Origin of the sequence: Microbispora rosea (assembly GCF_900156315.1) — a bacterium.
Lineage (GTDB): Bacteria > Actinomycetota > Actinomycetes > Streptosporangiales > Streptosporangiaceae > Microbispora > Microbispora rosea.
In genome coordinates, this window is sequence record NZ_FTNI01000003.1 from 359,812 (window position 1) to 386,341 (window position 26,530).

Annotated in this window: 24 protein-coding genes; 7 read left to right on the forward strand and 17 right to left on the reverse strand. The window is 71.4% G+C overall.

All coding sequences use genetic code 11. From position 1 onward, the window contains the following. Window positions 1–120: 120 nt before the first annotated feature. The 12 genes from BXA11_RS06810 to BXA11_RS06865 form a co-directional block, all read right to left on the reverse strand. The gene (locus tag BXA11_RS06810) at window positions 121–1,596 is read right to left on the reverse strand and encodes a sodium/solute symporter (RefSeq protein WP_239104909.1); all 1,476 of its coding nucleotides are present in this window, start codon (window positions 1,594–1,596) and stop codon (window positions 121–123) included. Between the two features lie 47 nt (window positions 1,597–1,643). Then, entirely contained in the window at window positions 1,644–2,078 is a 435-nt protein-coding gene (locus tag BXA11_RS06815; protein WP_083744018.1) for a DUF485 domain-containing protein, read from the reverse strand. A gap of 18 nt (window positions 2,079–2,096) precedes the next feature. Further along, window positions 2,097–2,846 carry a LytR/AlgR family response regulator transcription factor gene (locus BXA11_RS06820; protein WP_030505218.1) on the reverse strand — a complete coding sequence of 250 codons (750 nt, stop codon included), beginning with the start codon at window positions 2,844–2,846 and terminating at the stop codon, window positions 2,097–2,099. A gap of 85 nt (window positions 2,847–2,931) precedes the next feature. Next, window positions 2,932–4,113, reverse strand: a complete 1,182-nt coding sequence (locus BXA11_RS06825) for a sensor histidine kinase (protein WP_030505219.1) — start codon at window positions 4,111–4,113, stop codon at window positions 2,932–2,934. A 104-nt stretch (window positions 4,114–4,217) separates the two neighbouring features. After that, a complete protein-coding gene (locus tag BXA11_RS06830; RefSeq protein WP_076433651.1) occupies window positions 4,218–4,565 on the reverse strand; it encodes an SH3 domain-containing protein in 348 nt (115 codons plus the stop codon). Window positions 4,566–4,849: 284 nt separating this feature from the next. Beyond that, window positions 4,850–5,755: a haloalkane dehalogenase gene (locus BXA11_RS06835; RefSeq protein ID WP_076433653.1), complete on the reverse strand. Its 906-nt coding sequence runs from the start codon at window positions 5,753–5,755 to the stop codon at window positions 4,850–4,852. 24 nt (window positions 5,756–5,779) lie between these two features. Further along, window positions 5,780–6,214, reverse strand: coding sequence for an HIT family protein (locus BXA11_RS06840; RefSeq protein WP_308441028.1), 435 nt, complete (start codon window positions 6,212–6,214; stop codon window positions 5,780–5,782). Further along, window positions 6,211–7,371: an acyl-CoA dehydrogenase family protein gene (locus BXA11_RS06845; RefSeq protein ID WP_030505223.1), complete on the reverse strand. Its 1,161-nt coding sequence runs from the start codon at window positions 7,369–7,371 to the stop codon at window positions 6,211–6,213. The genes BXA11_RS06840 and BXA11_RS06845 overlap by 4 nt, the downstream gene beginning before the upstream one ends. Next, window positions 7,371–7,889 carry a MaoC family dehydratase gene (locus BXA11_RS06850; RefSeq protein ID WP_076433655.1) on the reverse strand — a complete coding sequence of 173 codons (519 nt, stop codon included), beginning with the start codon at window positions 7,887–7,889 and terminating at the stop codon, window positions 7,371–7,373. The genes BXA11_RS06845 and BXA11_RS06850 overlap by 1 nt, the downstream gene beginning before the upstream one ends. A 217-nt stretch (window positions 7,890–8,106) precedes the next feature. Then, the gene (locus tag BXA11_RS06855) at window positions 8,107–9,111 is read right to left on the reverse strand and encodes a YihY/virulence factor BrkB family protein (RefSeq protein ID WP_076433656.1); all 1,005 of its coding nucleotides are present in this window, start codon (window positions 9,109–9,111) and stop codon (window positions 8,107–8,109) included. Then, on the reverse strand, window positions 9,108–10,037 hold the full coding sequence (locus BXA11_RS41940) for a DUF3618 domain-containing protein (protein WP_076433658.1): 930 nt from the start codon (window positions 10,035–10,037) through the stop codon (window positions 9,108–9,110). The genes BXA11_RS06855 and BXA11_RS41940 overlap by 4 nt, the downstream gene beginning before the upstream one ends. Then, the gene (locus BXA11_RS06865; RefSeq protein ID WP_076433660.1) at window positions 10,034–10,432 is read right to left on the reverse strand and encodes a phage holin family protein; all 399 of its coding nucleotides are present in this window, start codon (window positions 10,430–10,432) and stop codon (window positions 10,034–10,036) included. The genes BXA11_RS41940 and BXA11_RS06865 overlap by 4 nt, the downstream gene beginning before the upstream one ends. 366 nt (window positions 10,433–10,798) lie before the next feature. On the opposite strand from BXA11_RS06865, the gene BXA11_RS06870 reads away from it, so the two are divergent. The 3 genes from BXA11_RS06870 to BXA11_RS06880 all read left to right on the forward strand — a co-directional run bounded on the left by BXA11_RS06870 (window position 10,799) and on the right by BXA11_RS06880 (window position 16,342). Beyond that, entirely contained in the window at window positions 10,799–13,285 is a 2,487-nt protein-coding gene (locus BXA11_RS06870; protein WP_076433662.1) for a glycoside hydrolase family 48 protein, read from the forward strand. 152 nt (window positions 13,286–13,437) lie between these two features. Beyond that, window positions 13,438–15,840, forward strand: coding sequence for a glycoside hydrolase family 9 protein (locus BXA11_RS06875; RefSeq protein WP_076433664.1), 2,403 nt, complete (start codon window positions 13,438–13,440; stop codon window positions 15,838–15,840). 100 nt (window positions 15,841–15,940) lie between these two features. Beyond that, window positions 15,941–16,342 carry a cellulose binding domain-containing protein gene (locus BXA11_RS06880; protein WP_076433666.1) on the forward strand — a complete coding sequence of 134 codons (402 nt, stop codon included), beginning with the start codon at window positions 15,941–15,943 and terminating at the stop codon, window positions 16,340–16,342. Between the two features lie 193 nt (window positions 16,343–16,535). Here BXA11_RS06880 and BXA11_RS41945 read toward each other — a convergent pair whose 3' ends face one another. The 4 genes from BXA11_RS41945 to BXA11_RS06895 all read right to left on the reverse strand — a co-directional run bounded on the left by BXA11_RS41945 (window position 16,536) and on the right by BXA11_RS06895 (window position 21,506). Further along, entirely contained in the window at window positions 16,536–16,799 is a 264-nt protein-coding gene (locus BXA11_RS41945; protein WP_030505230.1) for a hypothetical protein, read from the reverse strand. Between the two features lie 135 nt (window positions 16,800–16,934). Continuing rightward, window positions 16,935–19,154 carry a bifunctional serine/threonine protein kinase/MFS transporter gene (locus BXA11_RS06885; RefSeq protein WP_083744019.1) on the reverse strand — a complete coding sequence of 740 codons (2,220 nt, stop codon included), beginning with the start codon at window positions 19,152–19,154 and terminating at the stop codon, window positions 16,935–16,937. 62 nt (window positions 19,155–19,216) lie between these two features. Next, a complete protein-coding gene (locus BXA11_RS06890) occupies window positions 19,217–20,683 on the reverse strand; it encodes a sensor histidine kinase (RefSeq protein ID WP_076433670.1) in 1,467 nt (488 codons plus the stop codon). A 94-nt stretch (window positions 20,684–20,777) separates the two neighbouring features. Continuing rightward, window positions 20,778–21,506: a response regulator transcription factor gene (locus BXA11_RS06895; protein ID WP_076433671.1), complete on the reverse strand. Its 729-nt coding sequence runs from the start codon at window positions 21,504–21,506 to the stop codon at window positions 20,778–20,780. A 149-nt stretch (window positions 21,507–21,655) separates the two neighbouring features. On the opposite strand from BXA11_RS06895, the gene BXA11_RS06900 reads away from it, so the two are divergent. The 4 genes from BXA11_RS06900 (at window position 21,656) to BXA11_RS06915 (ending at window position 25,123) form a co-directional block, all read left to right on the forward strand. Further along, window positions 21,656–23,029 (forward strand): ferredoxin reductase family protein, encoded by a 1,374-nt coding sequence (locus BXA11_RS06900; protein ID WP_076433673.1) that lies wholly within the window; start codon window positions 21,656–21,658, stop codon window positions 23,027–23,029. Between the two features lie 20 nt (window positions 23,030–23,049). Then, entirely contained in the window at window positions 23,050–23,643 is a 594-nt protein-coding gene (locus BXA11_RS06905) for an FMN-binding protein (RefSeq protein ID WP_076433675.1), read from the forward strand. Next, window positions 23,640–24,377: an FAD:protein FMN transferase gene (locus tag BXA11_RS06910; protein WP_239104910.1), complete on the forward strand. Its 738-nt coding sequence runs from the start codon at window positions 23,640–23,642 to the stop codon at window positions 24,375–24,377. The genes BXA11_RS06905 and BXA11_RS06910 overlap by 4 nt, the downstream gene beginning before the upstream one ends. Window positions 24,378–24,550: 173 nt before the next feature. Continuing rightward, on the forward strand, window positions 24,551–25,123 hold the full coding sequence (locus tag BXA11_RS06915; protein WP_076433679.1) for a TetR/AcrR family transcriptional regulator: 573 nt from the start codon (window positions 24,551–24,553) through the stop codon (window positions 25,121–25,123). A gap of 203 nt (window positions 25,124–25,326) precedes the next feature. On the opposite strand, the gene BXA11_RS06920 is transcribed toward BXA11_RS06915, so the two are convergent. After that, the gene (locus BXA11_RS06920; protein WP_076433681.1) at window positions 25,327–26,121 is read right to left on the reverse strand and encodes an SDR family NAD(P)-dependent oxidoreductase; all 795 of its coding nucleotides are present in this window, start codon (window positions 26,119–26,121) and stop codon (window positions 25,327–25,329) included. Window positions 26,122–26,530: the final 409 nt, after the last annotated feature.

Below are 26,530 nucleotides of genomic sequence, written 5' to 3' on the forward strand. Positions count from 1 at the left end.
GCCGAGCGGTCACGCACGCGTTACATGAAACACGGCCGTAGCGTGGCGCCGGGCCGACCTGACGCGCGGGCTACATGAGGCGCGGGCTGCATAAAGCGCGGGTCCACATGAGGCGCGGGTCTACATGAAGCGCGGACGCCAGTCGCCCCGGTCGACGTTCAGCGTCTCCGGCGTGTGCAGGCGGACCATCGTGCGCGCCACACCGCGCGGCACCCGCGACGGCGTCAGCAGCGACACCACCGCCATGACCGTGAACGACACGGGCACCGTCCAGGCGGCCGGCTGCGCCAGCAGCGACCCCGCCCAGCCGGTGTGCGGGCCGCCGGTGATCGTGATCACGACCGCCGCGCAGGCCAGCCCTCCCCCGGCCAGCAGACCGGCGATCGCCCCCGACGTCGTCAGTCTGCGCCACCAGATGCCGAGCACCAGCAGCGGGCAGAACGAGGAGGCGGCCACGGCGAACGCCAGCCCCACCACGGTCGCCACCGGCAGCGACCGGGCCACGCCCGCCAGCGCGAACGGCACGAGCACCGCGAGCACGGTCGCGACGCGGAACGCGCGCACCCCGCCGCGCAGGATGTCCTGCGCGATCACCCCGGCGACCGACACCGTCAGCCCCGACGACGTCGACAGGAACGCCGCGAACGCGCCCGCGGTCACCAGCGCGGTCAGGAAGTCGCCCACCGGCCCGCCGACCAGCCGGCCCGGCAGCGCGATGACCACGGTGTCGCTCTCCGGCATGCCGTAGACGTGGCCGAGGTAGCCGTACACCGCGGGCATCAGGTAGAAGGCGCCGAGCAGCGTCAGCACGACGAGCGTGGTGCGGCGGGCGGCCCGCCCGTCCGGGTTGGTGTAGAAGCGGACGAGCACGTGCGGCAGCCCCATCGTCCCGAGGAACGTCGCCAGGATCAGGGAGTACGTCTCGTACATGGGGTGATCACGACCGTGGAGCGGCAGCACCCACTCGTCCCCGGGAGCGAGCCCCGGCCTTCCGTCGGACCACCAGGCCAGCAGCATGAACGCCAGCGGCACCGCCAGCGCGGTCAGCTTCAGCCAGTACTGGAACGCCTGGACGAACGTGATCGACCGCATGCCGCCCGACAGCACGTTGATCGCGACCACCACCGCCACCAGCAGGCTGCCCGTCCACGGCGGCGCCCCGGTGATCGTACGGAAGACCAGCCCGGCGCTCTGGAACTGCGGCATGAGATACAGCCAGCCGATCAGCACGACGAGCACGCTCGACAGCCGCCGCACCGCCATCGACTCCAGCCGCGCCTCGGCGAAGTCGGGCAGCGTGTAGGCCCCCGACCGCCGTAGCGGCGCCGACACCAGCACCAGCAGCACGAGGTAGCCGCCGGTCCAGCCGACCGGCAGCCACAGCATGTCCGCGCCGAAGGTGAGGATCAGCCCCGCGATGCCGAGGAAGGAGGCCGCCGACAGGTACTCCCCGCCGATGGCCGAGGCGTTCCACAGGGGCGAGACCGTGCGGGAGGCGACGTAGAAGTCCGACGTGGTGCGGGACACCCGGAGGCCGAACGCGCCGATGAGGACGGTCGCCAGCATCACCAGGACGACCGCGGCGATCTGGCTCACCGGCGCGCCGTCCTCATCTGAGCACCGTCCTCACCTGGGCACCGTCCTCATCGGTGCTCCACGAGGTCGGCGAAGTCGCGCTCGTTGCGTTCGGCCTGCCGCACGTACAGCCAGGCGCCCCCGACGAGCGCCGGGTAGATGAGCCCCGCGAGCACGACCCACGGCAGCGGCAGCCCGAACAGCTCGGCCGCGCGCAGCTCCGGGGCCAGCAGGAACAGCAGCGGCAGCCCGCCCACGACGCAGGCGAGCAGGCTGCACACGAACAGCGCCAGGCGGAACTGGGTCCGCACCAGGGAGCCCATGTAGACCTCGCCGAGGCGGGTCTGCTCGTCGATCTCCCGGGTGAGCGGATGCCGTGGCCTGCGCGCCGCCGCCGTGCGCGGGCTGGTCACCACCACCCTGCGGGGCTTCCCGCTGGTCGCGGCCCCTTCGCCCTGTCCGCGCGGGCCGGTCGCCGCCGCTCTGCGGGGCTTGCCGGTCATCGTGCCCTCACCGCCCGCTCACCGGGTCTGGCCCCTGCGGGCCCGGCGGACGAGCAGGTCGCGCAGCTCCCGGGTGTGGCGGCGGCTCACCGGGATCTCGGTCTCCCCCACCCGCACCACGCACTTGCCCGAGTCGATGTGCAGCTCGTCGATGTGCTTGACCGCGACGAGGTGGCTGCGGTGGACGCGCAGGAACCCTGCCGACGCCCAGCGCTCCTCCAGCGTCGCCAGCGGGATGCGGACCAGGTGGCTGCCGGTCGCCGTGTGCAGCCGCGCGTAGTCGCCCTGCGCCTCGACGTAACGCACCTCCGTGCTCGCCACGAACCGGGTGACGCCGCCCAGCTCGACCGGGATCGTGTCCGCCTGCGGCCCCTCCCCCGGCTCGCCCAGGCTGCCGCACACCCGGCGGATCGCCTCGGCGAGCCGCTCCGGCCGTACGGGCTTGAGCAGGTAGTCCTCGGCCTTCAGCTCGAAGGCGTCCACCGCGTGGTCCTCGTACGCCGTCACGAACACGATCTTCGGTGGGCGGGTGAACTGGGTCAGCAGCCGGCCCAGCACCACCCCGTCGAGCCCGCGCATGCGGATGTCGAGGAAGACCGCGTCCACCGGCCTGCCGTCCGCGATGGCGCGGTCGAGCAGCCGGAGCGCGGCGGCTCCGTCTCGGGCGGTGAGCACGTCGCCGATGCGGGGATCCGCGCGCAGCAGGTAGGCGACGTCCTCCAGCGCGGGCTGCTCGTCGTCCACCGCCAGAACCCGCAGACCGCTCACGCTCACCCCTTTCACCGACCGATCCCCTAGAGAGTGATGACCGGAACGTCGGTAAGTCAACGCCTCCCGTTGTCACGAGACGGTGTCAGTGGAGGGAGACCCCGGGGTGATACTTGGGGACCCGCACGGTGACCTTGGTGCCGGCGCCCTCGCCGGTCTCCACCACGAGACCGTACTCGTCGCCGTAGACCTGGCGCAGCCGCTCGTCCACGTTGGCCACGCCGATGCCGCCGGCGCCCGAGCGGTCCTCCCCGGCGAGCACCCGCCGCAGCCGTTCGGGGTCCATGCCGACGCCGTCGTCCTCGACGGTGATGCCGCACTCCGCGCCCGCGTCCTCGGCGACGATCGTGATGCGGCCCACGCCCGGCTTGGCCTCCAGGCCGTGCCGTACGGCGTTCTCCACCAGCGGCTGGAGACACAGGAACGGCACGGCCACGGGCAGCACCTCCGGGGCGATCCGCAGCGTGACCTGGAGCTGGTCGCCGAACCTGGCCCGCTCGAGCGTGAGATAGCGGTCGATCGAGCGCAGTTCCTCGGCGAGCGTGGTGAAGTCGCCGTGTCGCCGGAAGGAGTAGCGGGTGAAGTCGGCGAACTCCAGCAGCAACTCCCTGGCCCGCTCGGGATCGGTGCGGACGAACGACGCGATGGTGGTCAGCGAGTTGTAGATGAAGTGGGGCGAGATCTGCGCCCGCAGCGCCCGGACCTCCGCCTCCATCAGCATCGTCCGGGAGCGGTCGAGCTCGGCCAGCTCCAGCTGGGAGTCGACCCACCGCGCGACCTCCTGCGCCGCCCGCACGAGCCCCGCCGAGGCGTGGTCGCCGTACGCCGCGAGCGAGCCGACGACGCGGTCGTCGGTGGTGAGCGGGACGACGACCGCGTGCCTGACGGGGCACTCCGGCCGCCCGCAGTCGAGCGCGAGCACCTGGGTGCGGCCGTCCTTCAGCGTCTCCGCGGCGTGCTCGAACGCCTCGGCCGCGTGATGGTCGCCCGCGCCGTCGTAGACCAGCAGCTCCTCGCCGTTGGTGATGGCGATGGCCGGGGAGCCGAGCAGCTCGCGCAGGTGCCTGGACGCCTTGAGCGCCCCGGCCTGGGTCAGCCCGGCGCGCAGCGGCGGCGCGGCCAGCGACGCGGTGTGCAGCGTCTCGAACGTCGCCCGCTCGGCGGGGCTGCTGCCGAGGTCGCGCCTGCCGCGCAGCACCCGCCACAGCACGACCGCCGGCACGGCGACGAGGGCGGCGACGACGAGCGCGGTGACGACCGGTTCCACGCCGCCGCAGCCTACTCCCGAGCCGGGCGGGGGACGACGCGCCCGGTCCGCCGGGGCGAACCCGGCGGGCCGAAGCGCGGTGTTCCGCCGTGGTGCGCGCGGTTTCAGCAGTGGACGCAGATCTGGGTGATGTCGTGGTTGGCCGGGTAGTAGTACCACTTGCCGTCGCCGCGGAGATCCTCGTACCAGCCGTCGGTCGAGCCGCGGAGGTACATCACCATCCAGCCCCAGTCGAGGGACCTGACCGCGGCCACACCGTTGATCCGATATCCGAGGTAACCGGTACCGGCGAAGCACGTATGGAATCCACGCGAGTCCACGATGTCGACCTTGCGGCTCGGATTGCTGCAACTCGTGACGACCGGGGCCGCCGTCGCAGCGGCCATCGCGGGTGAGGCCGTGGCGACGACCGCGCCGGGACCGAGGAGCAACGCTCCGGCAAGTGCGGCCACTCGTACCGTTCTCGGCGAAGGGCCTGCGCCGTTCTTCATGTGCTTCCTCCTGCTGCCGATGGACATGGGGCGTGGTTCGGGCCGGCAGCCGGCGAGCGGCGGCCGCGTCAGCCGATCCGGTCACCATTCAGCCGACACGGCGCTTTGATGTCCTGTTGCGCACACCGACACGAATCAAAACCGGCTGTTCGCGCACCAACCGGCGTGCCGGGGCGGGGCTGCAGCAGACCGGGCTCGGGACGGCCGGCGCGTGAGGCCGCGCGGCCGTCCTCCGCTCGCCGGACCTACCGGGCAGCCGTCTCACGGACGAACGCGGCGACGGCCTCGCCCAGCTCGCGCCCCGCATCCTCCTGCAGGAAGTGACCGGCGCCGGCGATGACGGGGTGGTCGAGCCCGGCCGCGCCGCGCATGGACTTCTTCAGGATCGGCGCCATCCCGCCGGTGATGGGGTCGCGGTCGGAGAACGCGACGAGGAACGGCAGGTCGAGCGTGACGAGGGTCTGCCAGGCCGCGCGGTTGGCGGGGGCGGCCGGATCGTCGGGGGTGATCGGCACCAGGCCCGGCATCGCCCGCGGTCCCGCCTTGAACTCCTCCGATGGGAATGGCGCGTCGTAGGCCCGCCGTACGGGCTCGGGCAGTTCGGTGACGCACCCCGACTGGATGAATCGGGCGATGTCGAGCACGGGTGCCTTCTCGACGGCCTCCCGGAAGCGGTGCCACACCTCGGGCATCGGGATGTCGCCGGTCGGCAGGCCGGTGTTGGCGGCGACGACCCTGGCGAAGCGGCCGGTGTGCTCGGCGACGAGCCGCAGCCCGATCAGCCCGCCCCAGTCCTGGCCGACCAGCGTCACCCCGCGCAGGTCGAGCGCGTCGAAGGCGAGCGAGCGCACCCACTCCACGTGCCGGGCGTACGTGTGGTCCTCCGGGCGGGACGGCTTGTCCGACCGGCCGAAGCCGACCAGGTCGGGGGCGACGGCCCGGCAGCCGGCCTCGGCCAGCACGGCCATCACGTGCCGGTAGAGGAACGACCAGCTCGGCTCCCCGTGCAGCAGCAGCACCGGCGGTCCGTCCGCCGGGCCCGCCTCGACGTACGCCATCCGGGCGCCGCCGGTCACCTCGGCGTAGCGGGGTTCGCAGGGGAAGGCGGGGAGGCCGGCGAAGCGCTCGTCGGGAGTGCGGAGGAAGTCCATGGGGGGCACCTTTACGTTGTAGATTCACATCTGGATCGGTTCGTCCAGTGCGGCGCGGATGCGGGCGGCGTAGTCCTCGATCTCGGCGTCGCCGTCGTACTTGACCCGGGGCCAGAAGAAACCGCGCAGGCCGTCCTTGCGGTTGCGCGGCACGACGTGGACGTGCAGGTGGGGCACGCTCTGGCTGATGCGGTTGTTCATCGCGACGAACGTGCCGGCCGCGCCGGCGCCCGCCTCGACCGCCCGCGCGACGGCCTGGACCCGGGCGAAGAACGGCCCGACCTCCTCCGCCGGAAGGTCCGGCAGGGTCTCGACGTGCCCGCGCGGCACGACGAGCACGTGCCCCTTGAACACCGGCCGGGTGTCAAGGAAGGCCGCCGCGACCTCGTCGTCCAGCACCACGTGGGCGGGCCGCTCCCCCGCCGCGATCTCGCAGAACACGCAGCCGTCCACGGTCACCAGCCGACCGTGGCGTCGCCCTCGACGAGGGCCCTGGCGATGATCAGCCGCTGCACGTCGTTGGTGCCCTCCCCGATCGCCATGAGCGGCGCGTCCCGATAGAGACGCTCGACCACGAACTCCTGCGAGTAGCCGTAGCCGCCGTGGACCCGCATCGCCTCCATCGTCGTCCTGAGCGCCACCTCGGAGGCGAAGTACTTCGCCATCGCGGCCTCGCTGCGCACCGGTCCCGCCTCCGACCGCACAGCGGCCCAGTACGTCATGAGCCTGGCCGCCTGGATCTCGGTCGCCATGTCGGCCAGCTTGAGCTGGATCGCCTGGAAATCGGCGATGGGCTGCCCGAACGCGTGCCGTTCGCGGGCGTAGCCCAGCGCCGCGTCGTAGGCGCACTGCGCGACGCCGACCGCGCGGGCGGCGATGTTGAGACGGCCGAGTTCGAGCGCGGAGAGCACCTGCTGCATGCCGCGCCCCTCGGTGCCTCCGAGCAGCCGCGACGCCGGCACGCGCACGCCGTCGAGGACGACCTCGCACGTCTCGGTGCCCTTGTAGCCCAGCTTGGGCAGGTCGCGGCTGACGGTCAGGCCCTCGCTGCCGGCGTCCACCAGCAGCACCGACATCCCTCGATGGGCGGGCGTCTCGATCGAGGTCTTCACCAGGACGGGCAGCGGGTCGGCGTGCCGCGCGTTGGTGATCCACGTCTTGGTCCCGGTGACGACGTAGTGGTCGCCGTCGCGGACCGCCCGGGTGGCGATGCCCTGCAGGTCGGTGCCCGCGCCCGGCTCGGTCAGCGCGATCCCGGTGCGGCGGGCGCCGGTGGCCAGGTCGGGCAGGTAGTGGCGGCGCTGCTCGTCCGTGCCGTATCTGGCGATCATCCAGGTCGACAGGGAGTGGGAGCCGAGGATCCCGGCCACGCCCATCCAGCCCCGGGCGATCTCCTCGAAGACGAGGGCGAACGACACCCGGTCGAGGTCGAGCCCGCCGTACTCCTCCGGGACGGTGATGCCGAACAGTCCCAGTTGCGCGAACCGCCGGACGATCTCCTCCGGATAGCGCCCGGCGCGCTCCCACTCGGAGGCGACGGGGACGATCTCCTTGTCCACGAACTCCCGCAGCGTGCGCCGGAACAGCCGCTGCTCCTCGTTCAGCTCGAAGTCCACTACGCCTCCATCGGGCCGGTCTTGGCACGCGGGAAATACCCCTTGTCATGAGGCGCGTCGCGCTTGTAGACCATCACCGCGCGCCGCCACGACATCACCTCGTCCCCGTCCTGGTTCAGGCCCCGCGTGCGGCAGGTGACGATGCCGGCGTACGGCCGGGACCGCGATTCACGCTTGTCCACCACGATCGACTCGGCGTACAGGGTGTCGCCCACGAAGACCGGATGGGTCAGCCGGATCTCGTCCCAGCCGAGGTTCATCATGGCCGTCTGGCTGACGTCGATGACCGACAACCCGAGCACGACCGCCACCGAGAACCCCGAGTTCACGATGATCTTCCCGACCGGAGCCCGGGCGGCGAAGTGCGCGTTGAAGTGGTTCTGGTTGGTGTTCATCGTCAGCAGCGTGAACCAGGTGTTGTCGGCCTCGCTGATCGTCCGGCCGAGCGGGTGCTGGTAGACGTCGCCGACCACGAAGTCCTCGTAGTAGCGCCCGAGGCGGGCTTCATGGACCGTCACACCAGAAGACTATTCTGGATCAGCTCGACGCGGGGCGGGCCCGGCCCGCGGACGCCGTTCGCGCGCCCGTCCTCCGTGCGTGTGTCCCGCGGCCCTGGTGCGTCCTGGTGCGGCCTGGTGCTGCGGTCGAGTTCCGGCAGAGCGGCGGCGTTCCGAATTCCTCTTCCCGGATTCACGTCCGCCGCCAGTGGCCCGCGCCGGCCTCGGCACGTCTGTATCAGGGGGCGTCGGCCTCCTGGCGCGCTTCGCGCCGTGTCTCCGGCGCCTCGCTCAGGCCCTCCGCGGGCTCGGGGTTCTTCGGGGGATCGCGGGGGTCGACGTACGGCTCCGCGGGGGACTCGCCTGCGGCGATCCTGCGCCCGCGCTGGAGCTCGGCGTCGAGTTCCGCGCCGCTGAGGATGACGATGTTCGACAGCCACAGCCAGACGAGGAAGACGACCACGGCCGCGAGCGTGCCGTAGGTCTTGTTGTAGGAGCCGAACCGTGCGACGTACAGCCCGAATCCGGCGGACACCACGACCCAGGCCACGACGGCGAGCAGGCTGCCGGGGCTGAGCCACCGCACGCCGGGCTGGCGGACGTTGGGCGCGGCGTAGTAGAGCAGGGTGATCATGGCCCCCGCGAGCAGCACGAGGACCGGCCACTTCACGATGCTCCAGACGGTGACCGCGGCGGGCCCGACACCGAGCAGGTTCCCCGCGATCTCGGCGAGGCGGCCGGTGAAGGTGACGGCCAGCACGGAGGCCGCCATCAGGATGACCAGCAGGAGTGTCAGCCCCACCCGGAGCGGGGTCACCTTCCAGAACGGACGGCCCTCGCGGATGTCGAAGATCGCGTTGCTCGCCCGGATGAACGCCCCGATGTAGCCGGAGGCCGCCCACAGCGCGAACAGCAGGCCCGTGATCGCGAACACCCCGGCGGTGCCCTGGTGCTGCTGGACGTTGGCGAGGCCGGTCTGCAGCATCTGCTGGACCGGCCCCGGCGTCAGCGACTTGATGTTCCCGAGCAGCGGGCCGGTGGCGCTCTGCCCCAGCAGGCCGAGTATCGACACCAGCACGATGAGCCCGGGGAAGATCGAGAGGACGGCGTAGTACGTCAGCGAAGCCGCCCAGTCGGGGACATTGTCCTCCTTGAACTCCTTGGCCGTGCGCTTGACGACTCCCATCCAGTCGCGGCGCGACAGCCTCTCCAGCGGCCCCCGCTCGTCCTCGGGGTCGGTCATCGGTGCGCGAACCTCCGCATGAACGGGCGACGTGGCTGCGAGAACATCCGGCGACCGCCGAACACCCGGGACCGGCCGAGCATGCCGAGCATCCCCGTCCCGCCGGGCCTGCTCTTGCGGCCGAACACGCCCATCCCGCGAGCCATGCTCTTGCGGCCGAACATGCTCATGCCGCCGCGCGTCCTCTTCCCGCCGAACGCGCCCTTGCCGCCGAGCGGGCCCATGCCGCCGGCCCTGCTCCTGGCGCCGAACATGCGCGAACCGAACGGCCGCGATCCGCCGCGCGTCTTCCCGATCTTGCCGGAGGCGCCGAACATCCCCCTGCCCGTGCGGGCTCCGCCGAAGCCGCGCATCCGTGGCGTGCCGGCCTTGCCGGAGACGCCCGGCTTCTGGAACATGCCGGGCATACCGGGCCTCGCCCCGCGGCCCTGGCTCCGGGTGATCCTTCGCAGCAGCAGCAGCGCGGTGCCCGCGGCTCCGGCGGCGGCGATCAGGCCGGGACGTCGCTTCGCCTCCTCGCCGACCCTTCCCGCGGCTCCGCGCAGCGGTTGCGGCGTGGCCTCGCGCACTCGTCCGGTGACACCGGCCACCCTGGCCCGCGCTGCCGCGGTGGTCGCGTGCACGCGCTCCTGCGCCCGCGCCTTCACGTCGGCCTTGGCGGCCAGCGCCTCGATCGTGTCGCCGAGGTGGTCGCGGGTCCGCTCGATCTCCTGGCGGACCTCGGCGATCTCGTCGTGGCCCTTCTTCCCCTCGCCCTCGCCCCTGGTCTCGGTGTCCCGGGCCGCGGCGACGGGCTCGGGTCCGGGCCGCGACTGCCGTACGGCGTTCAGCGACTCCGTCTCGGTGACCGGCTCGGACACGTCCTGATTGTGAACACCCACGGTCCCGGCGCTCGGCCGGGCCGCTCCGGGTTCGGTCTCGGTCATCTGCGCGCACTCTCCTTCATGACGTCGATGTCTGCTTTGAGGCTGCGCATCGCCTCGTCGGGAGTGGGCGGCGTCGCGCGGGACACCTGCTCCTTACCCACCAGGGCGAGCAGTCCGGCGAGCGCCAGCAGCGCGGCGCCTATGATCAGGGCGCTGGCCCAGGCCGGCAGCACGAGCGCGAGCGCCAGGATCGCCGTGGCCACGAGGGCTCCTCCGCCGTAGAACGCGACGAGGCCCGCGGCGCCGAGCAGGCCCGCGCCCATGCCCGCGCGTTTGCCCTTCCGAGTCATCTCCAGCCGCGCCAGCCGCAGCTCGTCGCGGATCAGCCGGGAGACGTCCTCGGACAGCCGGCGCACGAGTTCGCCCGTGGACAGCGACTCCTTCTGGATGGTCATGGCCTGCCTCCCTTCCAGGGTTGGGAAGCGCCTACCCGCAGCCGAGAGCCCTAACCACGGGCCTCGGCGGGGTGAACGGCCAGGCTGTTACACATGAAAGTTTCAGTTATGAATTAGCGCCACATCTGTCAGAGGCGGGCAAAAGGCCAGCAAGGGGCCCCGGCTCACCGTCCGATGGGACGGACGCGTGAGGCGTCGGCAACCCGTCATTGACATACCGGGGGCCCAATCCACAATCCTGAGGTGGGAGCGCTCCCATCGTATCGGTTCAGATCCACCCTTGCCCGCATCGGTCACGAAATGCGCTACCTGGCGTTTCTCCACCCGATGCTCCCACCCCCAATCCCCTTTGGAGACCCTCCTCAAATGCGAACGAGAGCTCTGAGTACGGGAGCGCTCCCACGATCGCGGAGACGGCTCGCCCTGCTGGCGGCCGCCTCCGTGTCGGGCGGCCTCCTCGTCGGGCTGGCGCAGACCCCTGCGTCCGCCGCCGTGTCCTGCGACGTCCAGTACGCGCTCAACTCCTGGGGTTCCGGATCAGGCGGTTTCACGGCCAGCCTGGACATCAAGAACCTGGGCGACGCGATCAACAACTGGACGCTCAGGTTCAACTTCCCCAACGGGCAGCGGCTGTCGAACGGCTGGTCGGCGAACTGGAGCCAGAGCGGCGCCACCGTCACGGCCACGAGCATGTCGTGGAACGGGAACCTCGGCACCGGCGCGACGACCAACATCGGGTTCCAGGGAACGTGGTCCGGCAGCAACAACAAGCCCGCCTCGTTCTCCATCAACGGCGTGACCTGTGGGGCGACCGTCAGTCCCTCACCGAGCCCCTCGCCGAGCCGGTCGCCCAGCCCCTCCCCGAGCCCGTCGGCCAGCCCGTCCGCCTCGCCGTCGGCCTCGCCCTCCGCCTCTCCCTCGGCGTCGCCGTCCGCGTCGCCGTCGGCGAGCCCCTCGCCGGGGACCAACGAGTACATCAACAACTTCATGACGATGTACAACAAGATCCACGACCCGGCCAACGGGTACTTCTCGCCCCAGGGCGTGCCGTACCACTCGGTCGAGACGCTGCTCGTGGAGGCTCCCGACCAGGGCCACGAGACGACGTCCGAGGCGTTCAGCTACTACCTGTGGCTGGAGGCGATGTACGGCAAGATCACCGGTGACTGGTCGAAGTTCAACACCGCGTGGACGACGATGGAGAAGTACATCATCCCGTCGCACAACGACCAGCCCACCAACGACAAGTACGACGCCAGCAAGCCGGCTACGTACGCGGGCGAGTGGAACGACATCAGCCAATACCCGTCCAGGCTCGACAGCGGCGTCAGCGTCGGCAGCGACCCGATCGCGGGCGAGCTGAAGTCCGCCTACGGCACCTCCGACATCTACGGCATGCACTGGCTGCTGGACGTCGACAACACCTACGGCTACGGCCGCTGCGGCGACGGCACCACCAAGCCGGCGTACATCAACACCTACCAGCGCGGGCCCGAGGAGTCGGTCTTCGAGACCATCCCGCAGCCGTCGTGCGACACCTTCAAGTTCGGCGGCCCGAACGGGTACCTCGACCTGTTCACGGGTGACGCGTCGTACGCGAAGCAGTGGAAGTACACCAACGCGCCGGACGCCGACGCCCGCGCCGTCCAGGCCGCCTACTGGGCGCTGACCTGGGCGACCGAGCAGAACAAGCAGTCGCAGATCTCCACCTCCGTGGCCAACGCCGCGAAGATGGGCGACTACCTGCGCTACGCGATGTACGACAAGTACTTCAAGCAGGCGGGCTGCACCAGCACCTCCTGCCCGGCGGGCTCCGGCAAGAACTCGTCGAACTACCTGCTGTCCTGGTACTACGCCTGGGGCGGCGCGACCGACACGTCGGCCGGCTGGGCCTGGCGCATCGGCTCCAGCCACAACCACGGCGGCTACCAGAACCCGATGGCGGCCTGGGCGCTGTCGAACGTCAACGCGCTGAAGCCCAAGGGCGCGACCGCCGTCACCGACTGGTCGACCAGCCTCACCCGCCAGCTGCAGTTCTACAAGTGGCTGCAGTCGGCCGAGGGCGCCATCGCCGGTGGCGCGACCAACAGCTGGGAGGGCCACTACGCCTCCCCGCCGTCGAGCCTGCCGAAGTTCTTCGGCATGGCCTATGACTGGGAGCCGGTCTACCACGACCCGCCGTCGAACCAGTGGTTCGGCTTCCAGGCGTGGTCGATGGAGCGCGTGGCGGAGTACTACTACGCCACGGGCAACGCCGACGCCAAGGGCATCCTCGACAAGTGGGTCGCCTGGGCGCTGTCCGGCACCACGGTGAACTCCGACGGCACCTTCCAGATCCCGTCGACGCTGCACTGGACCGGCCAGCCGGACGCCAGCTTCAGCGGCACCGGGATGCCGCCGGCCAACTCCGGCCTGCACGTGACCATCGCCGACTACACCGACGACATCGGCGTGGCCGGTTCGTACGCCAAGACCCTGATGTTCTACGCGGCCAAGTCGGGCAACGCCCAGGCCAAGAGCACCGCGAAGGCGCTGCTCGACGGCATCTGGAAGAACAACCAGGACTCCAAGGGCGTGTCGGTCGCCGAGACCAAGACGGACTACAACCGCCTCGACGACCCGATCTACGTCCCGTCCGGCTGGACCGGCAAGATGCCGAACGGCGACCCGATCAACAGCAACTCGACCTTCATCTCCATCCGGTCCTGGTACAAGAACGACCCGGACTGGCCGAAGGTCCAGTCGTACCTGAACGGTGGATCGGCTCCGGTCTTCCACTACCACCGCTTCTGGGCGCAGACCGATGTGGCCACCGCGCTCGGACAGTACGGCCTGCTCTTCCCCAACGGCTGAGCACGCCCCGTAAGCCGGGGTGCGGTGTCGCCTGACCCTTCACCGCACCCCAAGGACGTGTCCCCGCGGGACACGACCGAGTAAGCCGGGGCGCGGCGGTGCCTGACCCGCCGCCGCGCCCCCGACCCCCCACCTCTGTGAGGCTCATCCCCATGCGGCGTACGTTCCCTGCACTTGCGGCGCTGATCATCTCCACCGCGGTCGTCCCGGCCGCGGTTCCCCAGTCGGCTTCCGCCGCCCCCGCGTTCAACTACGGCGAGGCGCTGCAGAAGTCGCTCTTCTTCTACGAGGCCCAGCAGTCCGGCACACTGCCGTCCACCAACCGCGTCACCTGGCGCGGCGACTCGGCGCTCAACGACGGCAAGGACGTTGGCCTGGACCTGACCGGCGGCTGGTACGACGCCGGCGACCACGTCAAGTTCGGCCTGCCGATGGCGTTCAGCACGACGATGCTCGCGTGGGGCGCGGTGGACTACCGCGACGCCTACGCCTCGTCCGGGCAGCTCACCTACCTGCTCAACAGCCTGCGCTTCGTCAACGACTACTTCATCAAGGCGCACCCCTCCGCCAACGTCCTCTACGGCCAGGTCGGCAGCGGCAACCCCGACCACGCCTGGTGGGGGGCGGCCGAGGTGCTGCCGATGAGCAGGCCCTCGTACAAGATCGACTCCTCGTGCGGCGGAGCCGACCTGGCCGGGGAGACGGCGGCCGCGATGGCGGCCTCCTCGATCGTCTTCCGGCCCACCGACCCGTCGTACGCCGACAAGCTCCTCACCCACGCCAAGCAGCTGTACTCGTTCGCCGACACCGTGCGGGGCAAGTACAGCGACTGCATCACCGACGCGGCCAACTTCTACAAGTCCTGGAGCGGCTACAACGACGAGCTGGTGTGGGGCGCCATCTGGCTCTACCGCGCCACCCAGGACTCCTCCTACCTCGCCAAGGCCGAGTCGTACTACGCCAACCTCGGCACCGAGCCGCAGTCGTCCACCAAGTCGTACAAGTGGACGATCGCCTGGGACGACAAGTCGTACGGCTGCTACGTGCTGCTGGCCAAGCTGACCGGCAAGCAGCAGTACGCCGACGACGCGAACCGGTGGCTCGACTTCTGGACGGTCGGCGTCAACGGGCAGAGGGTGAACTACTCCCCCGGCGGCCAGGCGGTGCTCGACTCGTGGGGCTCGCTCCGCTACGCCGCCAACACCGCGTTCGTCGCGCTGTACTACAGCGACGGGCTGACCGACACCACGCGCAAGGCCCGCTACCACGACTTCGCCGTGCGGCAGATCAACTACGCGCTCGGCGACAACCCGCGCAAGTCGTCGTACGAGATCGGCTTCGGGAACAACCCGCCACGCAACCCGCACCACCGCACCGCGCACGGCACCTGGACCAACAACCTGAACGGCGAGCCGGCGCAGAGCCGCCACATCCTCTACGGCGCGCTGGTCGGCGGCCCCAAGTCGGCCGACGACTCCTACACCGACAGCCGCGCCGACTACACGATGAACGAGGTCGCCACCGACTACAACGCCGGCTTCACCAGCGCGCTGGTCCGGCTGTACAAGGAGTACGGCGGCACGCCGCTGGCGAACTTCCCGGTCGCGGAGACCCCCGACGGCCCGGAGATCTACCTCCAGGCCGCGCTCAACGCCACCGGCCAGAACTTCACCGAGATCAAGACGCTGGTCTACAACCACTCGGCCTGGCCCGCCCGCGCGCTGAGCGACGGTTCGTTCCGCTACTACTTCACCCTGGACGGCGACACCACGCCGAGCCAGATCACGCTGACGGCCAACTACAACCAGTGCAAGCCGCCGACCGGGCCCACGCAGTTCTCCGGCAAGGTCTACTACGTCACGATCGACTGCTCCGGCCAGGTCATCGCCCCGCAGGGACAGTCGGAGTCGCGGCGTGAGGTGCAGTTCCGCATCGCCAGCTCCGGTTCGTGGGACCCGTCGAACGACTGGTCGTACACCGGGGTGTCCACCACGCCGTCCACGCCGGTGACGGTGCAGAACATGACGCTGTACTCGGGATCGACCAAGATCTGGGGCAACGCGCCCGGGACCGAGCCGTCCCCGTCGCCCAGCCCCTCGGTCTCGCCGTCCGCGTCCCCCTCCCCGTCGCCCAGCCCGTCGGCCTCGCCGTCGGCGTCCCCGTCGGCGTCCCCGTCTCCTTCCCCGTCGCCTTCTCCGTCGCCCAGCCCGTCCGTCTCGCCGTCGCCGTCGCCCAGCCCGTCGCCGGTGACCGGCAAGGCGTGCACCGCGACGTACAAGGTCATCAACTCGTGGCAGGGCGGCTTCCAGGCGGACGTCACCGTACGCAACTCCGGCGCCTCGGCCGTCTCCGGCTGGACGGTGGCCTGGTCGTTCCCGAGCGGCCAGACCATCTCCCAGCTCTGGAGCGGCACGGTCAGCCAGAGCGGATCGAACGTCACGGTGAAGAACCTGTCCTGGAACGGCAACCTGAGCTCCGGCGCCACCACGAACTTCGGCTTCACCGGCACCGGCTCGGACACCGTCCCGTCGTCCGTGACCTGCACTCCCGCGTAGCCCGCGTTCCCGGGCTCGCCCCAGTCGCCCGCCTTCCCCAGACGGACCCCTCTCTGGGGGAGGCGGGCATCCACGTCAGCGCCGAGAAAGGGAGAGATCGATGATCAGGAAGATGATCGCCGCGGCAGGCCTGGTCCTGGCGACCGCGGGGATCACGGCCGTCCCCGCGGCCGCGGACTCGATCGGCTGCACGGCGAGCTACGCGGTCACCAGCGAGTGGCCGGGAACGAGGGACGCCCCCTCGCTCGGCCAGGTCACGGTGACCAACACCGGGTCGTGGGCACTCAAGGGCTGGCGTGTGTCGTGGCGCTACACCGACGGCAGCGTCATCACCCAGGTGTGGGGGGCCGTCGCCCTCCCGGTGGTCGGCACCGTCGGCTCGTACGCGTTCGGCAACGAGAGCTACAACGGCAACCTGCCGATCGGCGGCTCGACCGTCTTCGGCTTCGCCGCCCGCCTGGGCGGCGGGAAGGCCCCCGACGTAACCTGCACACCCGTGTAGCCGGCGGGTGCCCGAGCGAGGATCGCGCGGCGCGGGCCTCACGCGAGGACCCGACCTCCGGCCGCCGGGGCGACGACCCCGGAACAGGCCGGTCCGGACACAGACGATCCCCCGGGACACACTCCCGGGGGATCGTCTTTCTGCGTTATATGCACCAAACGCGACCAGACATGTCACACCGTGTCATGCCGGATCACCACGACTCCGGAGGCAGGTTCACATCGCCCACACGGTCGTAGATGACGGTCTCGTCCGCCAGCCTGACGACCACGACACGGCGGGCCAGTCCCGCTCGCTCCAGCGCCTTCGCCGACTCCACAGCGTTCTTGGCGTAGTGGTAACGGTCACGACTACCGGCGAACGGGCTCTCCCTGTCGCATCTGACCTCGTAGCGGTCATCCGGCCACGGGTGAGGAAGTTCGTCACTTGTGCGGCGCTCGGTAGCGGTCGCGGTCATTGCACACCTCTCTTGTCGCGGAGGGACCTCCGCTCAGAAAGACCCCCCTGCCCCCCCAACGCCTAAGTATTCCTCATATGCAACATATGTTTCACAGCGCCCCCCTTGACAGCGACCTCCCCAATAGGGTTGAGATCACGTGTGCGCCCGGCGGGCGCCGCCCGCGGGCAGCGACAGGGCGGGGACCACGGTGAGGGCGACGGCCACCAGAATCGCCCAGAACGCCGGGGGGAATCCCGAGCCCGGGTCCGCGATGCCGGGGACGGTGGCCCATCCCAGCACCACGGCGATCAGCGCCGTCCCCACCGCGCCGCCGGCCCGGGCGCCCATGGCGTCGGCCGTCGTCGCCGCCGGGATCCGCGCCTCCGGCAGCGAATGGCAGAGGCTCGCCATCAGGGGCGTGCCGACGAACGCCAGCCCGAGACCGCGGACGAACAGTGCCGCGACCAGCACCGAAGACCCCGTGTGCGCCGAATCGAGTGCGAAGGGGAGCGTGCCGGCCGCGACCAGAGCGAGACCGGCGAGGACCAGCAGGCGTGGGTTGCGCCAGACGCCGGCGAGCCACCGGGCGGGGAGCACCGCGACGAGGGTGCCCACCCCCTGAGCGGCGAACAACCACCCGGCCTGCCGGGGCGACAGGCCGCCGGCGATCTGGAAGTACAGCGGCACCAGGAACACCGCGGCGAAGAGCGCGAAGTGGTGGAGCAGCGACGCGGCGGCCGAGGCGGCGAACGCACGGTCGCGGAACAGGCGCGGTTCCACCACGCGGGGCTGGGCGGATCGGGCCGCCACCCCCGCGAAGGGCAGGAGCAGGGCCGACAGGATGCTCGTCAGCAGCAGCAGGGGCACGGCGAGGAAGAAGATCCACCGCCAGGACAACGTGTCGACGACCACGCCCGCGACGACGGGCCCGGCGATGGGCCCCGCCTGGACGGCCACCGCGACCAGGGCCGCCGCCCCGCCGCGCCGCTCGCTGCCGGCGACCTCGGCGACGAGGATGCGGCTCAGCGGGAAGATCATCCCGCCGCCGAGTCCCTGCAACGCCCGGAACGCGACGAGGGCGCCGAACGACCAGGCCAGCCCGCACAGGGCCGAGCCGGCCAGCGACAGGACGAGCGCGATGATCCACACCGCCGACGCGCCGAAGCGCCGGGCCAGCCACCCGGTGACGGGAACGACTATCGTCGCGGCCAGCAGGTAGGCGGTGATCACCCACTGCGCGTCCACGTACGACGCGTGCAACTCCCGAGAGATCATGGGCATGGCGATCCCCATCACGGTGCTGTCGACAAGCACCGTGATCCCGCCCAGCGCCAGCACGGCGGCGACGACCATCGGCGGCGCGCCGAGCACCGGGGACGCGGGCCGCGCGCCGGCGGCCGGGGGCGTGGCGGACAGCGGCAGCGTGCGCGGCGGGACGTCGGAGGGCCGCTCCCCGTCGTACGGCGGCGGAGTGGGACCGGGATCGGCCGCGGGATCGGCCGCGGGCGGCCCGGCGGCGCGGGCGCCTTCCGCGAGCAGGGTGTCGGCGGGGTGGCCGGCGCCGAGGAGTCGCAGCAGGATGTCCCGGGCGGTGGGGCGGCCGGCGGGGTCCTTGGTCAGGCAGGCGGTGATGATCTCGCGCATCGGGCCGGCCAGTCCGCCGTCGAGGGGGCCCAGATCGGGGTCGGCGTGCAGGATGCGGTTCATGACGGCGGGGATGGAGTCCTGCCCGAAGGGGGTTGCCCCGTTCGCGGCGTAGGCGATCGTGCAGGCCCAGGCGAACACGTCGGCGGCGGGACCGACCGCATGCCCGGCGATCTGCTCGGGCGCCATGTAGGCGGGGGTGCCCACGACCGCGCTGGACACGGTGCCGGTGGCGTCCAGCGCCCGCGCGATCCCGAAATCGATCACTCGCGGCCCGTCGGTCCCCATGATGACGTTGCCGGGCTTGAAATCCCGGTGCACCACCCCCGCCTCGTGGATCGCCGCCAGGGCGGTCACCGTCGCGATCGCGAGCCGCTCCAGCGCACCGCCCGTCACCGGCCCGCCCGAGGCGATCACCTCTCCCAGCGACGGCCCCGAGACGAACTCCGACACGATGTAGGGGCGATCCCCCGCCACGTCGGCGTCCAGCACCCGCGCCGTGCAGAACGCGGCGACCCTGCGTGCGTGATCCAGCTCGGCCGCGAACCGCGCCCGCGCCCGGTCGTCCCCGGCGAAGCGCGCGTGCAGCAGTTTCACCGCCACGGGCTCGCCGGCCGGGGCCAGGCCCTGGTACACGGTCCCCTGGCCGCCCTCACCGAGCAGGCCGACCAGCCGGTAAAGGCCCACCTGCCGCGGATCGTCGGTACGAAGCGCCCGTAATCCCGCCATGTCCCCCTCCCGTGCCGGACGGGGCGACCTTACCGGAACCGATCATCACGGGTAAGGATCGATCACAGAGCCTTGTCCGGCGCGGCAGAGCCCGCGGGCAGCAGCACGCGGAACGCCGTACGGCCGGGACGGCTCTCGACGTCGACGGTGCCGCCGTGCGCGGCCACCACCGCCCTGACGATCGCGAGTCCCAGGCCGCTGCCGCCCGAGGCCCGGGTGCGCGCCTTGTCGGCGCGGACGAACCGTTCGAAGATCTCGCCCTGCAGGTCTCCGGGGATGCCGGGGCCGTCGTCGGTGACGGTCAGCTCCACCTTGTCCGGGCCGGGCACGCGCAAGGCCACGGTCACGGTCGTGCCGGGAGGGGTGTGCGCGCGGGCGTTGCCCAGCAGGTTGGCCACCACCTGGTGGAGCCGGTCCGGGTCCCCGGGCACGGTGACCGGCTCCTCGGGCAGGTCGAGCCTCCAGCGGTGGTCGGGCCCGTAGGCGCGGGCGTCGCCGGTGGCGTCGATGGCCAGGCGGGTGAGGTCGACCTCCTCGCGTGCCAGCGGGCGGCCGGCGTCGAGCCGGGTCAGCAGCAACAGATCGTCCACGAGCGTGCCCATGCGGGCCGACTCGGCGTCGATGCGTTCCAGGGCGTGCCGCACGCCGTCGGGGACGGCCTCCTCGTCGCGCCGGGCGAGCTGGACGTGGGCGCGGACGGTGGCGAGCGGGGTGCGCAGTTCGTGGCTGGCGTCGGCGGCGAAGGTGCGCATCCGCTGCTCGCTGGCGTGGCGCTGGGCGAGGGCCCGTCCCACGTGGCCGAGCATGCGGTTGAACGCCTCCCCCACCTGGCCGATCTCGGTGCGGGGATCCTCGTCGGGCACCCCCTCGGGCAGCGCCACCTCTCCGTCGGCGAGCGGCAGGCGGGCCACGCGCCGGGCCGTGGCGGCGACCCGGTCCAGTGGGCGCAGCGACAGCCTCACCCAAACGGCCCCGGCGATCCCCGTCACCAGCACGACGACGGCGAACACCCCGATCTCGGCGATCTGCAGGCGCTGCACGGTGGTGCGCACGTCGTCCAGTGGCAGGCCGGTGATGAGAAGCTCGCCGTCGTCGTCCCCCACGGCCATCACCCGATAGTCGTCGAGTCCGCCCGAGGACAGATCCACCGTGTGCCCGAGCCCGTCGGCCCGGACGGCGGCCAGCGCCTTCCGGTCCGCCGCCGACAGCACCGGGTCGGCCCGGCCCACCACGGCGGGCGTCCCCACCTGGCCGTCCCGCATCAGCACGCCCAAGGTGCCGGGCGCCTGCCCGCGCGAGTCCCCGCGCTCGCCGTCCGGATCGCGCGGATACCCGTGCTCGCGCTCCTCGCGCTCCTCGTGGGCCAGGCTCGCCGCGAACCGCCCGGCCGTCACGGACAGTTGCTGGTCCAGCCGTTCGACCATGAACCGTTCGAGCAGGAGGGAGGAGGCCGCCCCGGCCGCCGCGCAGGCGAGCACGAGCAGCACCAGCGTGCCCACCACCAGGCGGGCCCGCAACGTCGTCGGCACCGGGCGAAGAAGGCGGCGCGTGCGCGGCGGCTTCTGGCGCGGCACTGCCCGGGCCGGCGCCGCCCGGGGCGGCGAGCCGGTCACAGCGGCGCCATCACGGCCGCAGGACGTATCCCACGCCCCGCACCGTGTGGATCAGCGGCCTGCGGCCGGCGTCGATCTTCTTGCGCAGGTAGCTGATGTACAGCTCGACCACGTGCGCCTGCCCGCCGAAGTCGTACGACCAGACCCGGTCGAGGATCTGGGCCTTGCTCAGCACACGCCGGGGGTTGCGCATGAGGAAGCGCAGCAACTCGAACTCGGTCGGCGTGAGCTCGACCAGCTCCCCGTCCCGGGTCACCTCGCGGGCGTCCTCGTCCATCGCCAGGTCACCCACCGTCAGCCGGTCGCCCTCGGCGCCGCGCGCCATGCCGGCGCGGCGCAGCAGCCCGCGCAGCCGGGCGAGCACCTCCTCCAGGCTGAACGGCTTGGTCACGTAGTCGTCCCCGCCCGCCGTGATGCCCGCGATACGGTCCTCCACCGCGTCGCGCGCGGTGAGGAACAGCACGCACACGTCCGGGGCCTCGGCGCGCAGGCGGCGCAGCACCTCCAGCCCGTCGAAGTCGGGCAACATCACGTCCAGCAGCACCGCGTCGGGCTGGAACTCCCGTGCCTCCCGCACGGCTGACGTCCCGTCGCCCGCCGTGCGCACCTCCCACCCCTCGTACTTGAGCACCGCGGCGAGGACCTCGACGAGGTCGGGTTCGTCGTCGACCACGAGGACGCGTACGGGATTTCCGTCGGAGCGGACCAGGCCGGGCCGGTCGTTCGAAGTCTTACGCATGATGCCTACAGGGTCCTCCCCGCTCACCGGGCCTACCCTGTGAGCCGCCTCAGAGAATCCTATGAATGGTCAGCAAATGCCCCGGTTCATAGGAAAACAAGAGGTTTCGTTGACACGGTGAGGCGCGTGATGACGACGAGGAGGCAACCGTGACCACCACGTTCCCGGGGGCGGCGGTGACGACCCGGCACGCGCGTCCGCCGCGACGGAGCGTGCGCGCCCGCCCCGAGGCCGTCCTGGCGCTCATCGCCGTGGGCGTGGTCGCGGTCATCGGCATGTGGTGGGCGAACACGCCGAGCGTCGCGGGATTCGACGGCTGGCTGACGAACGCGGGGCGCATCACCGGGCTGCTCGCCGGGTACGCGATCGCCGTGCTGCTGGCGCTGATGGCCCGGGTCCCCGCACTGGAGCGCGGCGTCGGCTCCGACCGGCTCGCCCGGTGGCACTCCATGGGCGGACGCTACGTCGTCGGCCTGGCGGTGGCGCACATGCTGCTGACCATCTGGGGCTACGCGCTGACCGACCGCACCGACGTGGTGAGCGAGACGGTGACGCTGAACCTCACCTATCCCGACGTGCTGAAGGCCACCGTCGCGCTGCTGCTGCTGGTGGGCGTCGGCGTCGTCTCCGCCCGCAAGATCCGCCCGAAGCTGCGCTACGAGACGTGGTTCCACCTGCACTTCTACACCTACCTGGCCACGTGGCTGGCCTTCGGGCACCAGCTCGCCACGGGCGCGGAGTTCGCCGTGGCCCCGGTCGCCCGCACCTCCTGGTACGTCCTCTACTGGGGCGTCGCGGCGCTGATCGTCTGGTATCGCTTCCTCACGCCCGTACGGCTGGCCGTACGGCACCGCCTGAGGGTGTCCCGGGTGGTGCCGGAGGCTCCGGGGGTGGTCTCCGTGTACGTGACCGGGCGGCGCCTGGGCCGGCTGCGGGCCGAGCCCGGCCAGTTCTTCCGCTGGCGGTTCCTGACCAGGGACCTGTGGTGGTCCCCCAACCCGTACTCGCTGTCCGCCCCGCCCCGCGCGGGCGAGCTGCGGATCACGGTGAAGGACCTGGGCGACCAGAGCCGCTCTCTCTCCGGCCTGCGGCCCGGCACCCGGGTGCTCGCCGAGGGCCCGTACGGCGCGTTCACCGCGGGCGGGGGCCGGGCGCGCAAGGTGCTGCTCGTCGCGGGCGGCGTCGGCATCACACCGCTGCGCGCGCTGTTCGAGTCGGTGCCGGCCGCCCCCGGCGACCTGACCCTCTTGTACCGTGCGCGCGACGAACGGCACCTGGTGTTCCGCGCCGAGCTCGAGGAGATCGCCACGGCGCGCGGCGCTACCCTGCACTACTGCGTCGGCCCCCGGACCGTGATCGGCGACCCGTTCACGCCCGCGACGCTCGCCGGGCTGGTGCCCGATCTGACCGGTCACGAGGCGTACGTCTGCGGGCCGGCCGAGATGACGAGCGCCGTCACCGCCGCCCTCCGGGCCGCCGGGGTGCCCAAGCGCCACATCCACCACGAATCGTTCGAATTCTGATCGCCCTTGATGGGAGTTTCATGCGCAGAGCCATTCTGGCCGTGCTCGCGACCGCCGTCGGTCTCGTGCTGCTGCTGTCCTTCAAACCACACGAGGTGACCTCGCTGGCCGAGCGTCCGGCCGCCGTCACCCAGGGCGGGGACGCGGACGCCGGCGACCGCGCCCAGGGCGGCGAACAGGGCGGCGAGCAGGGCCAGGACGACGGGTTCTTCGGCCACGACGACGACGAGTCCGGCGACGGGGACCGCTTCGGCGAGGGCTCCCCGGACTCCTCGGGTTCCTCCGGTTCCGGGTCGGAGTGGACCGGGCAGGGCGCCGCGGCGGGCGCCACCGGCGGCGAGAAGATCGTCACCGGCGACCCCGCTGACACTCGCTGGGGCCCGGTGCAGGTGCAGATCGTGATCTCCGGCGGGAAGCTGGCCGGGATCAGGGTGCCGGTGGCCCCCGCCAACAACCGCCGCGACATATCGATCAACAACGAGGCACTGCCGATCCTGAACGAGGAGGCGCTGTCGGCGCGGTCCGCCCAGATCGACACGGTCTCCGGCGCCACCTACACCAGCGACGGGTACATCCGCTCCCTGCAGAGCGCGCTCGACAAGGCCGGCCTTTGACACGCCATGTCGAGCACGTGATGGGCACCGTCTTCTCCTTCGACGTACGTCGCTCCGGCGGACGCCACGACGACGCCGGAACCTCCGTGACGGAGGCGGTGGCCTGGCTGCACCACGTCGACGAGGTCTTCTCGACCTACAAGCCGGACAGCCCGGTCAGCCGGCTGGGCCGGGGTGAGATCGCCCTGGCCGACTGCCCGCCGGAGGTGGCCGACGTTCTCCGCATGTGCGAATCGGTGAGCGACCGGTCCCGGGGATACTTCACCGCCTACCCCGGGGGCCGGCTCGACCCTTCGGCCCTCGTCAAGGGATGGGCGGTCGAACGGGCCTCCGCCATGCTCCGCGATGCGGGCGCGCCGGACCACTGCGTGAACGGCGGCGGGGACGTGCGGCTGTCCGGCTCGGCGGGCCCAGGCCGTTCCTGGCGGGTCGGCGTCGCTCACCCGCTCCGCCCGGGAGACCTGGCCGCCGTCGTGACGGGCAACGACCTCGCCGTCGCCACCTCGGGCACGGCGGAACGCGGGGCGCACGTCATCGACCCCCACACCGGCAGACCCGCCACCGAGCTGGCCTCGGTGACGGTGATCGGGCCGGACCTCACCCTCGCCGACGCGTACGCCACGGCTGCCTTCGCCATGGGCGGCGCCGCGAGGGAGTGGGTGGAAGCGCTGGACGGCTACGAGGCCTTCGCCGTCACCGCGACCGGCGGCACTTGGCGCACGTCCGGCCTCTGAGGGGACGACGCGACCGGCCTGCTGCTCCCCGACCTCGTCTGACACCGGGTTCCGCTGACAGGGAGCTGTGACAGGCGATAGACGACAGGCATAATCTTAAGGCCGGGGCGCTGCGCCGCTGGTCGTTGTGACGGGCCGCGACGGGGCGGACAGCCGGCATACGGAGGGGATGAATGAGTCGCGTCTCGCAAGCAGAAGCGAAGGCCAACCGAGAGCGAGTGGTGGCCGCGGCCTCTCAACTGTTCCGTGAGGAGGGTGTGGTCAAGGTCGGCATCGCGGATGTGATGAAGTCGATCGGGCTTACTCAAGGCGGCTTCTACAAGCAGTTCGCCTCCAAAGCCGCTCTCGTCGACGAAGCGACCGCCAAGGCGTTCGCCGACAACCTGCACGACCTCATGGCTCTGGACCACGAGGCCGGAGGGCATCAGGCGGCGTGGCAGTCGCTGCTCGAGTCCTACTTCTCCGTCGAGCATCGCGACAACCCCGGCACGGGTTGTCCCGGAGCCGGTTTCGCGGGCGACGTCGCGCGTGAGCCCGAGCACAGGGACACCTACGCCAAGGGCGTGCAGGAGCTCGCTGAGTGGATCGCGCCCGGGGACGCCGGATTGGCCGCCTACGCCACGCTCGTCGGCGGCATACTTCTCGCCCGTGCCACCGCGGGCACGCCTTTGTCGGAGCAGATCCTGCAGGCCGCGCGTGCGGCGGCGGCGAGGGCCGCCGACACCGGTCAACCGGAAACCCGCTGACGTGCACGCCACCTCGGTGTCCTGACCCGCTCGACGTCCCATAGCGGCGCGTACGCCGTGTTCGCAGGGCGCGCCCGCAGGCCCCGGCCCCGCGGCCGGTTCGTACGGCGTCCTGAACTCGTGGCCCGTCCCGCCGCCGGCCGGCGGTCCCGGCCGGCGGCGGTCGGCCTCCGGTCCTGGCGAGGAGCGTGCGTGCCCCGCTGTCAGCGGGCGTAGCGTTCGGCGGGGCGCGTGAGGGACAGGCCCGGGATGAGTCCCTGGCGGGCCTTCTCGTACTCTTCCCACCTGGCGTACTCCGGCAGCGAGGGGATCGTGACCAGCTCGCCGGCGTCGAGACCGGCGAGCGCGGCCCGCGCGGCGTCGTGGGGTGCCATGACGGCCTCCTTGGGCAGCTGGTCGAGTTCGATGCCCGAGCCGTCCCAGATCGCCGTCTCCAGCGCTCCCGGCACCACCACCTGCACCCGGACGCCGGAGCCGGCGAATTCCTGCGCCAGGGCCTGGGTGAACGCGATCACGTAGGCCTTCGTCCCGCTGTACACCGCGCCCACGGGCAGGATGTTGAGGGCGAGGGCGGACGAGACGTTGACGATCGTGCCCGAGCCCCGGCCGGCGAACGCCTTCGCGGCGGCGGCCGCCAGCCGGGTGACGGAGGTCAGGTTGAACGTGACCAGCCACTCCAGCCGGTCCGGGTCCGCCGCGGACAGCGGGCCGAACAGCGCGCTGCCGGCGTTGTTCACCAGCATGTCGATCGAGGAGTCCGCCGCCAGGCGGTCCTCGACGCTCCGCATGCCCTTCGGGGTGGCCAGGTCGGCGCTCAGCGCCGAAACCTCGACGCCGAAACGCTGCGCGAGGCCGGCTGCGGAAGATTCCAGCCGCGCCTGGTCGCGGGCGACGAGCAGCAGGTCGTGCCCCCGCGCCGCCAGTTCCTCGGCGTAGGCGGCACCCAGACCTGCGGTAGCGCCGGTGACGAGTGCCGTCCCGGTCTTCTGTGTGGACATGGTCGTCCTCTTCCCTCAGTGGATGTGCGTCTTTAGATTGCGACCATAATCTAAGTCTCCATGGTTGCCAACCTCGGCGCCCACGGCGAGGGGGCACGGCCGGCGAACCGTCGGCGGGCCGGGAGGGTTTTCTCTCACGGCGCGGTGGTTCAGCCCGGCCATATAGATCATTGGTGACATCTATCACGTGGACACTGCGAGGCGGGGGCCTCCATGATGGGCCCATGCCGAACACCTCACCTGAGGTTCGAACGACCCTGCCGTCGCTGTCGCCGGCGCCCGGAGCGTGGCACAAGCCCGAGCATCTGCGACTCCTTCGATGAACTGCCCGGCGTCGATGTCCGCACGGCGGCTCTCACCTCATCTGGTGACACCCCCGGGACACATGGCTACCGCGCGCGCCCCCTGG

Coding starts and splice junctions, on each gene's coding strand:
- BXA11_RS41940 (WP_076433658.1), bottom strand. CDS start 10,037: ATGACCGAGACCGAACCCGGAGCGGCCCGGCCGAGCGCCGGGACCGTG.
- BXA11_RS06865 (WP_076433660.1), bottom strand. CDS start 10,432: ATGACCATCCAGAAGGAGTCGCTGTCCACGGGCGAACTCGTGCGCCGG.
- BXA11_RS06905 (WP_076433675.1), top strand. CDS start 23,050: ATGCGCAGAGCCATTCTGGCCGTGCTCGCGACCGCCGTCGGTCTCGTG.
- BXA11_RS06880 (WP_076433666.1), top strand. CDS start 15,941: ATGATCAGGAAGATGATCGCCGCGGCAGGCCTGGTCCTGGCGACCGCG.
- BXA11_RS41945 (WP_030505230.1), bottom strand. CDS start 16,799: ATGACCGCGACCGCTACCGAGCGCCGCACAAGTGACGAACTTCCTCAC.
- BXA11_RS06885 (WP_083744019.1), bottom strand. CDS start 19,154: ATGGCGGGATTACGGGCGCTTCGTACCGACGATCCGCGGCAGGTGGGC.
- BXA11_RS06815 (WP_083744018.1), bottom strand. CDS start 2,078: ATGACCGGCAAGCCCCGCAGAGCGGCGGCGACCGGCCCGCGCGGACAG.
- BXA11_RS06895 (WP_076433671.1), bottom strand. CDS start 21,506: ATGCGTAAGACTTCGAACGACCGGCCCGGCCTGGTCCGCTCCGACGGA.
- BXA11_RS06920 (WP_076433681.1), bottom strand. CDS start 26,121: ATGTCCACACAGAAGACCGGGACGGCACTCGTCACCGGCGCTACCGCA.
- BXA11_RS06855 (WP_076433656.1), bottom strand. CDS start 9,111: ATGACCGACCCCGAGGACGAGCGGGGGCCGCTGGAGAGGCTGTCGCGC.
- BXA11_RS06915 (WP_076433679.1), top strand. CDS start 24,551: ATGAGTCGCGTCTCGCAAGCAGAAGCGAAGGCCAACCGAGAGCGAGTG.
- BXA11_RS06870 (WP_076433662.1), top strand. CDS start 10,799: ATGCGAACGAGAGCTCTGAGTACGGGAGCGCTCCCACGATCGCGGAGA.
- BXA11_RS06875 (WP_076433664.1), top strand. CDS start 13,438: ATGCGGCGTACGTTCCCTGCACTTGCGGCGCTGATCATCTCCACCGCG.
- BXA11_RS06835 (WP_076433653.1), bottom strand. CDS start 5,755: ATGGACTTCCTCCGCACTCCCGACGAGCGCTTCGCCGGCCTCCCCGCC.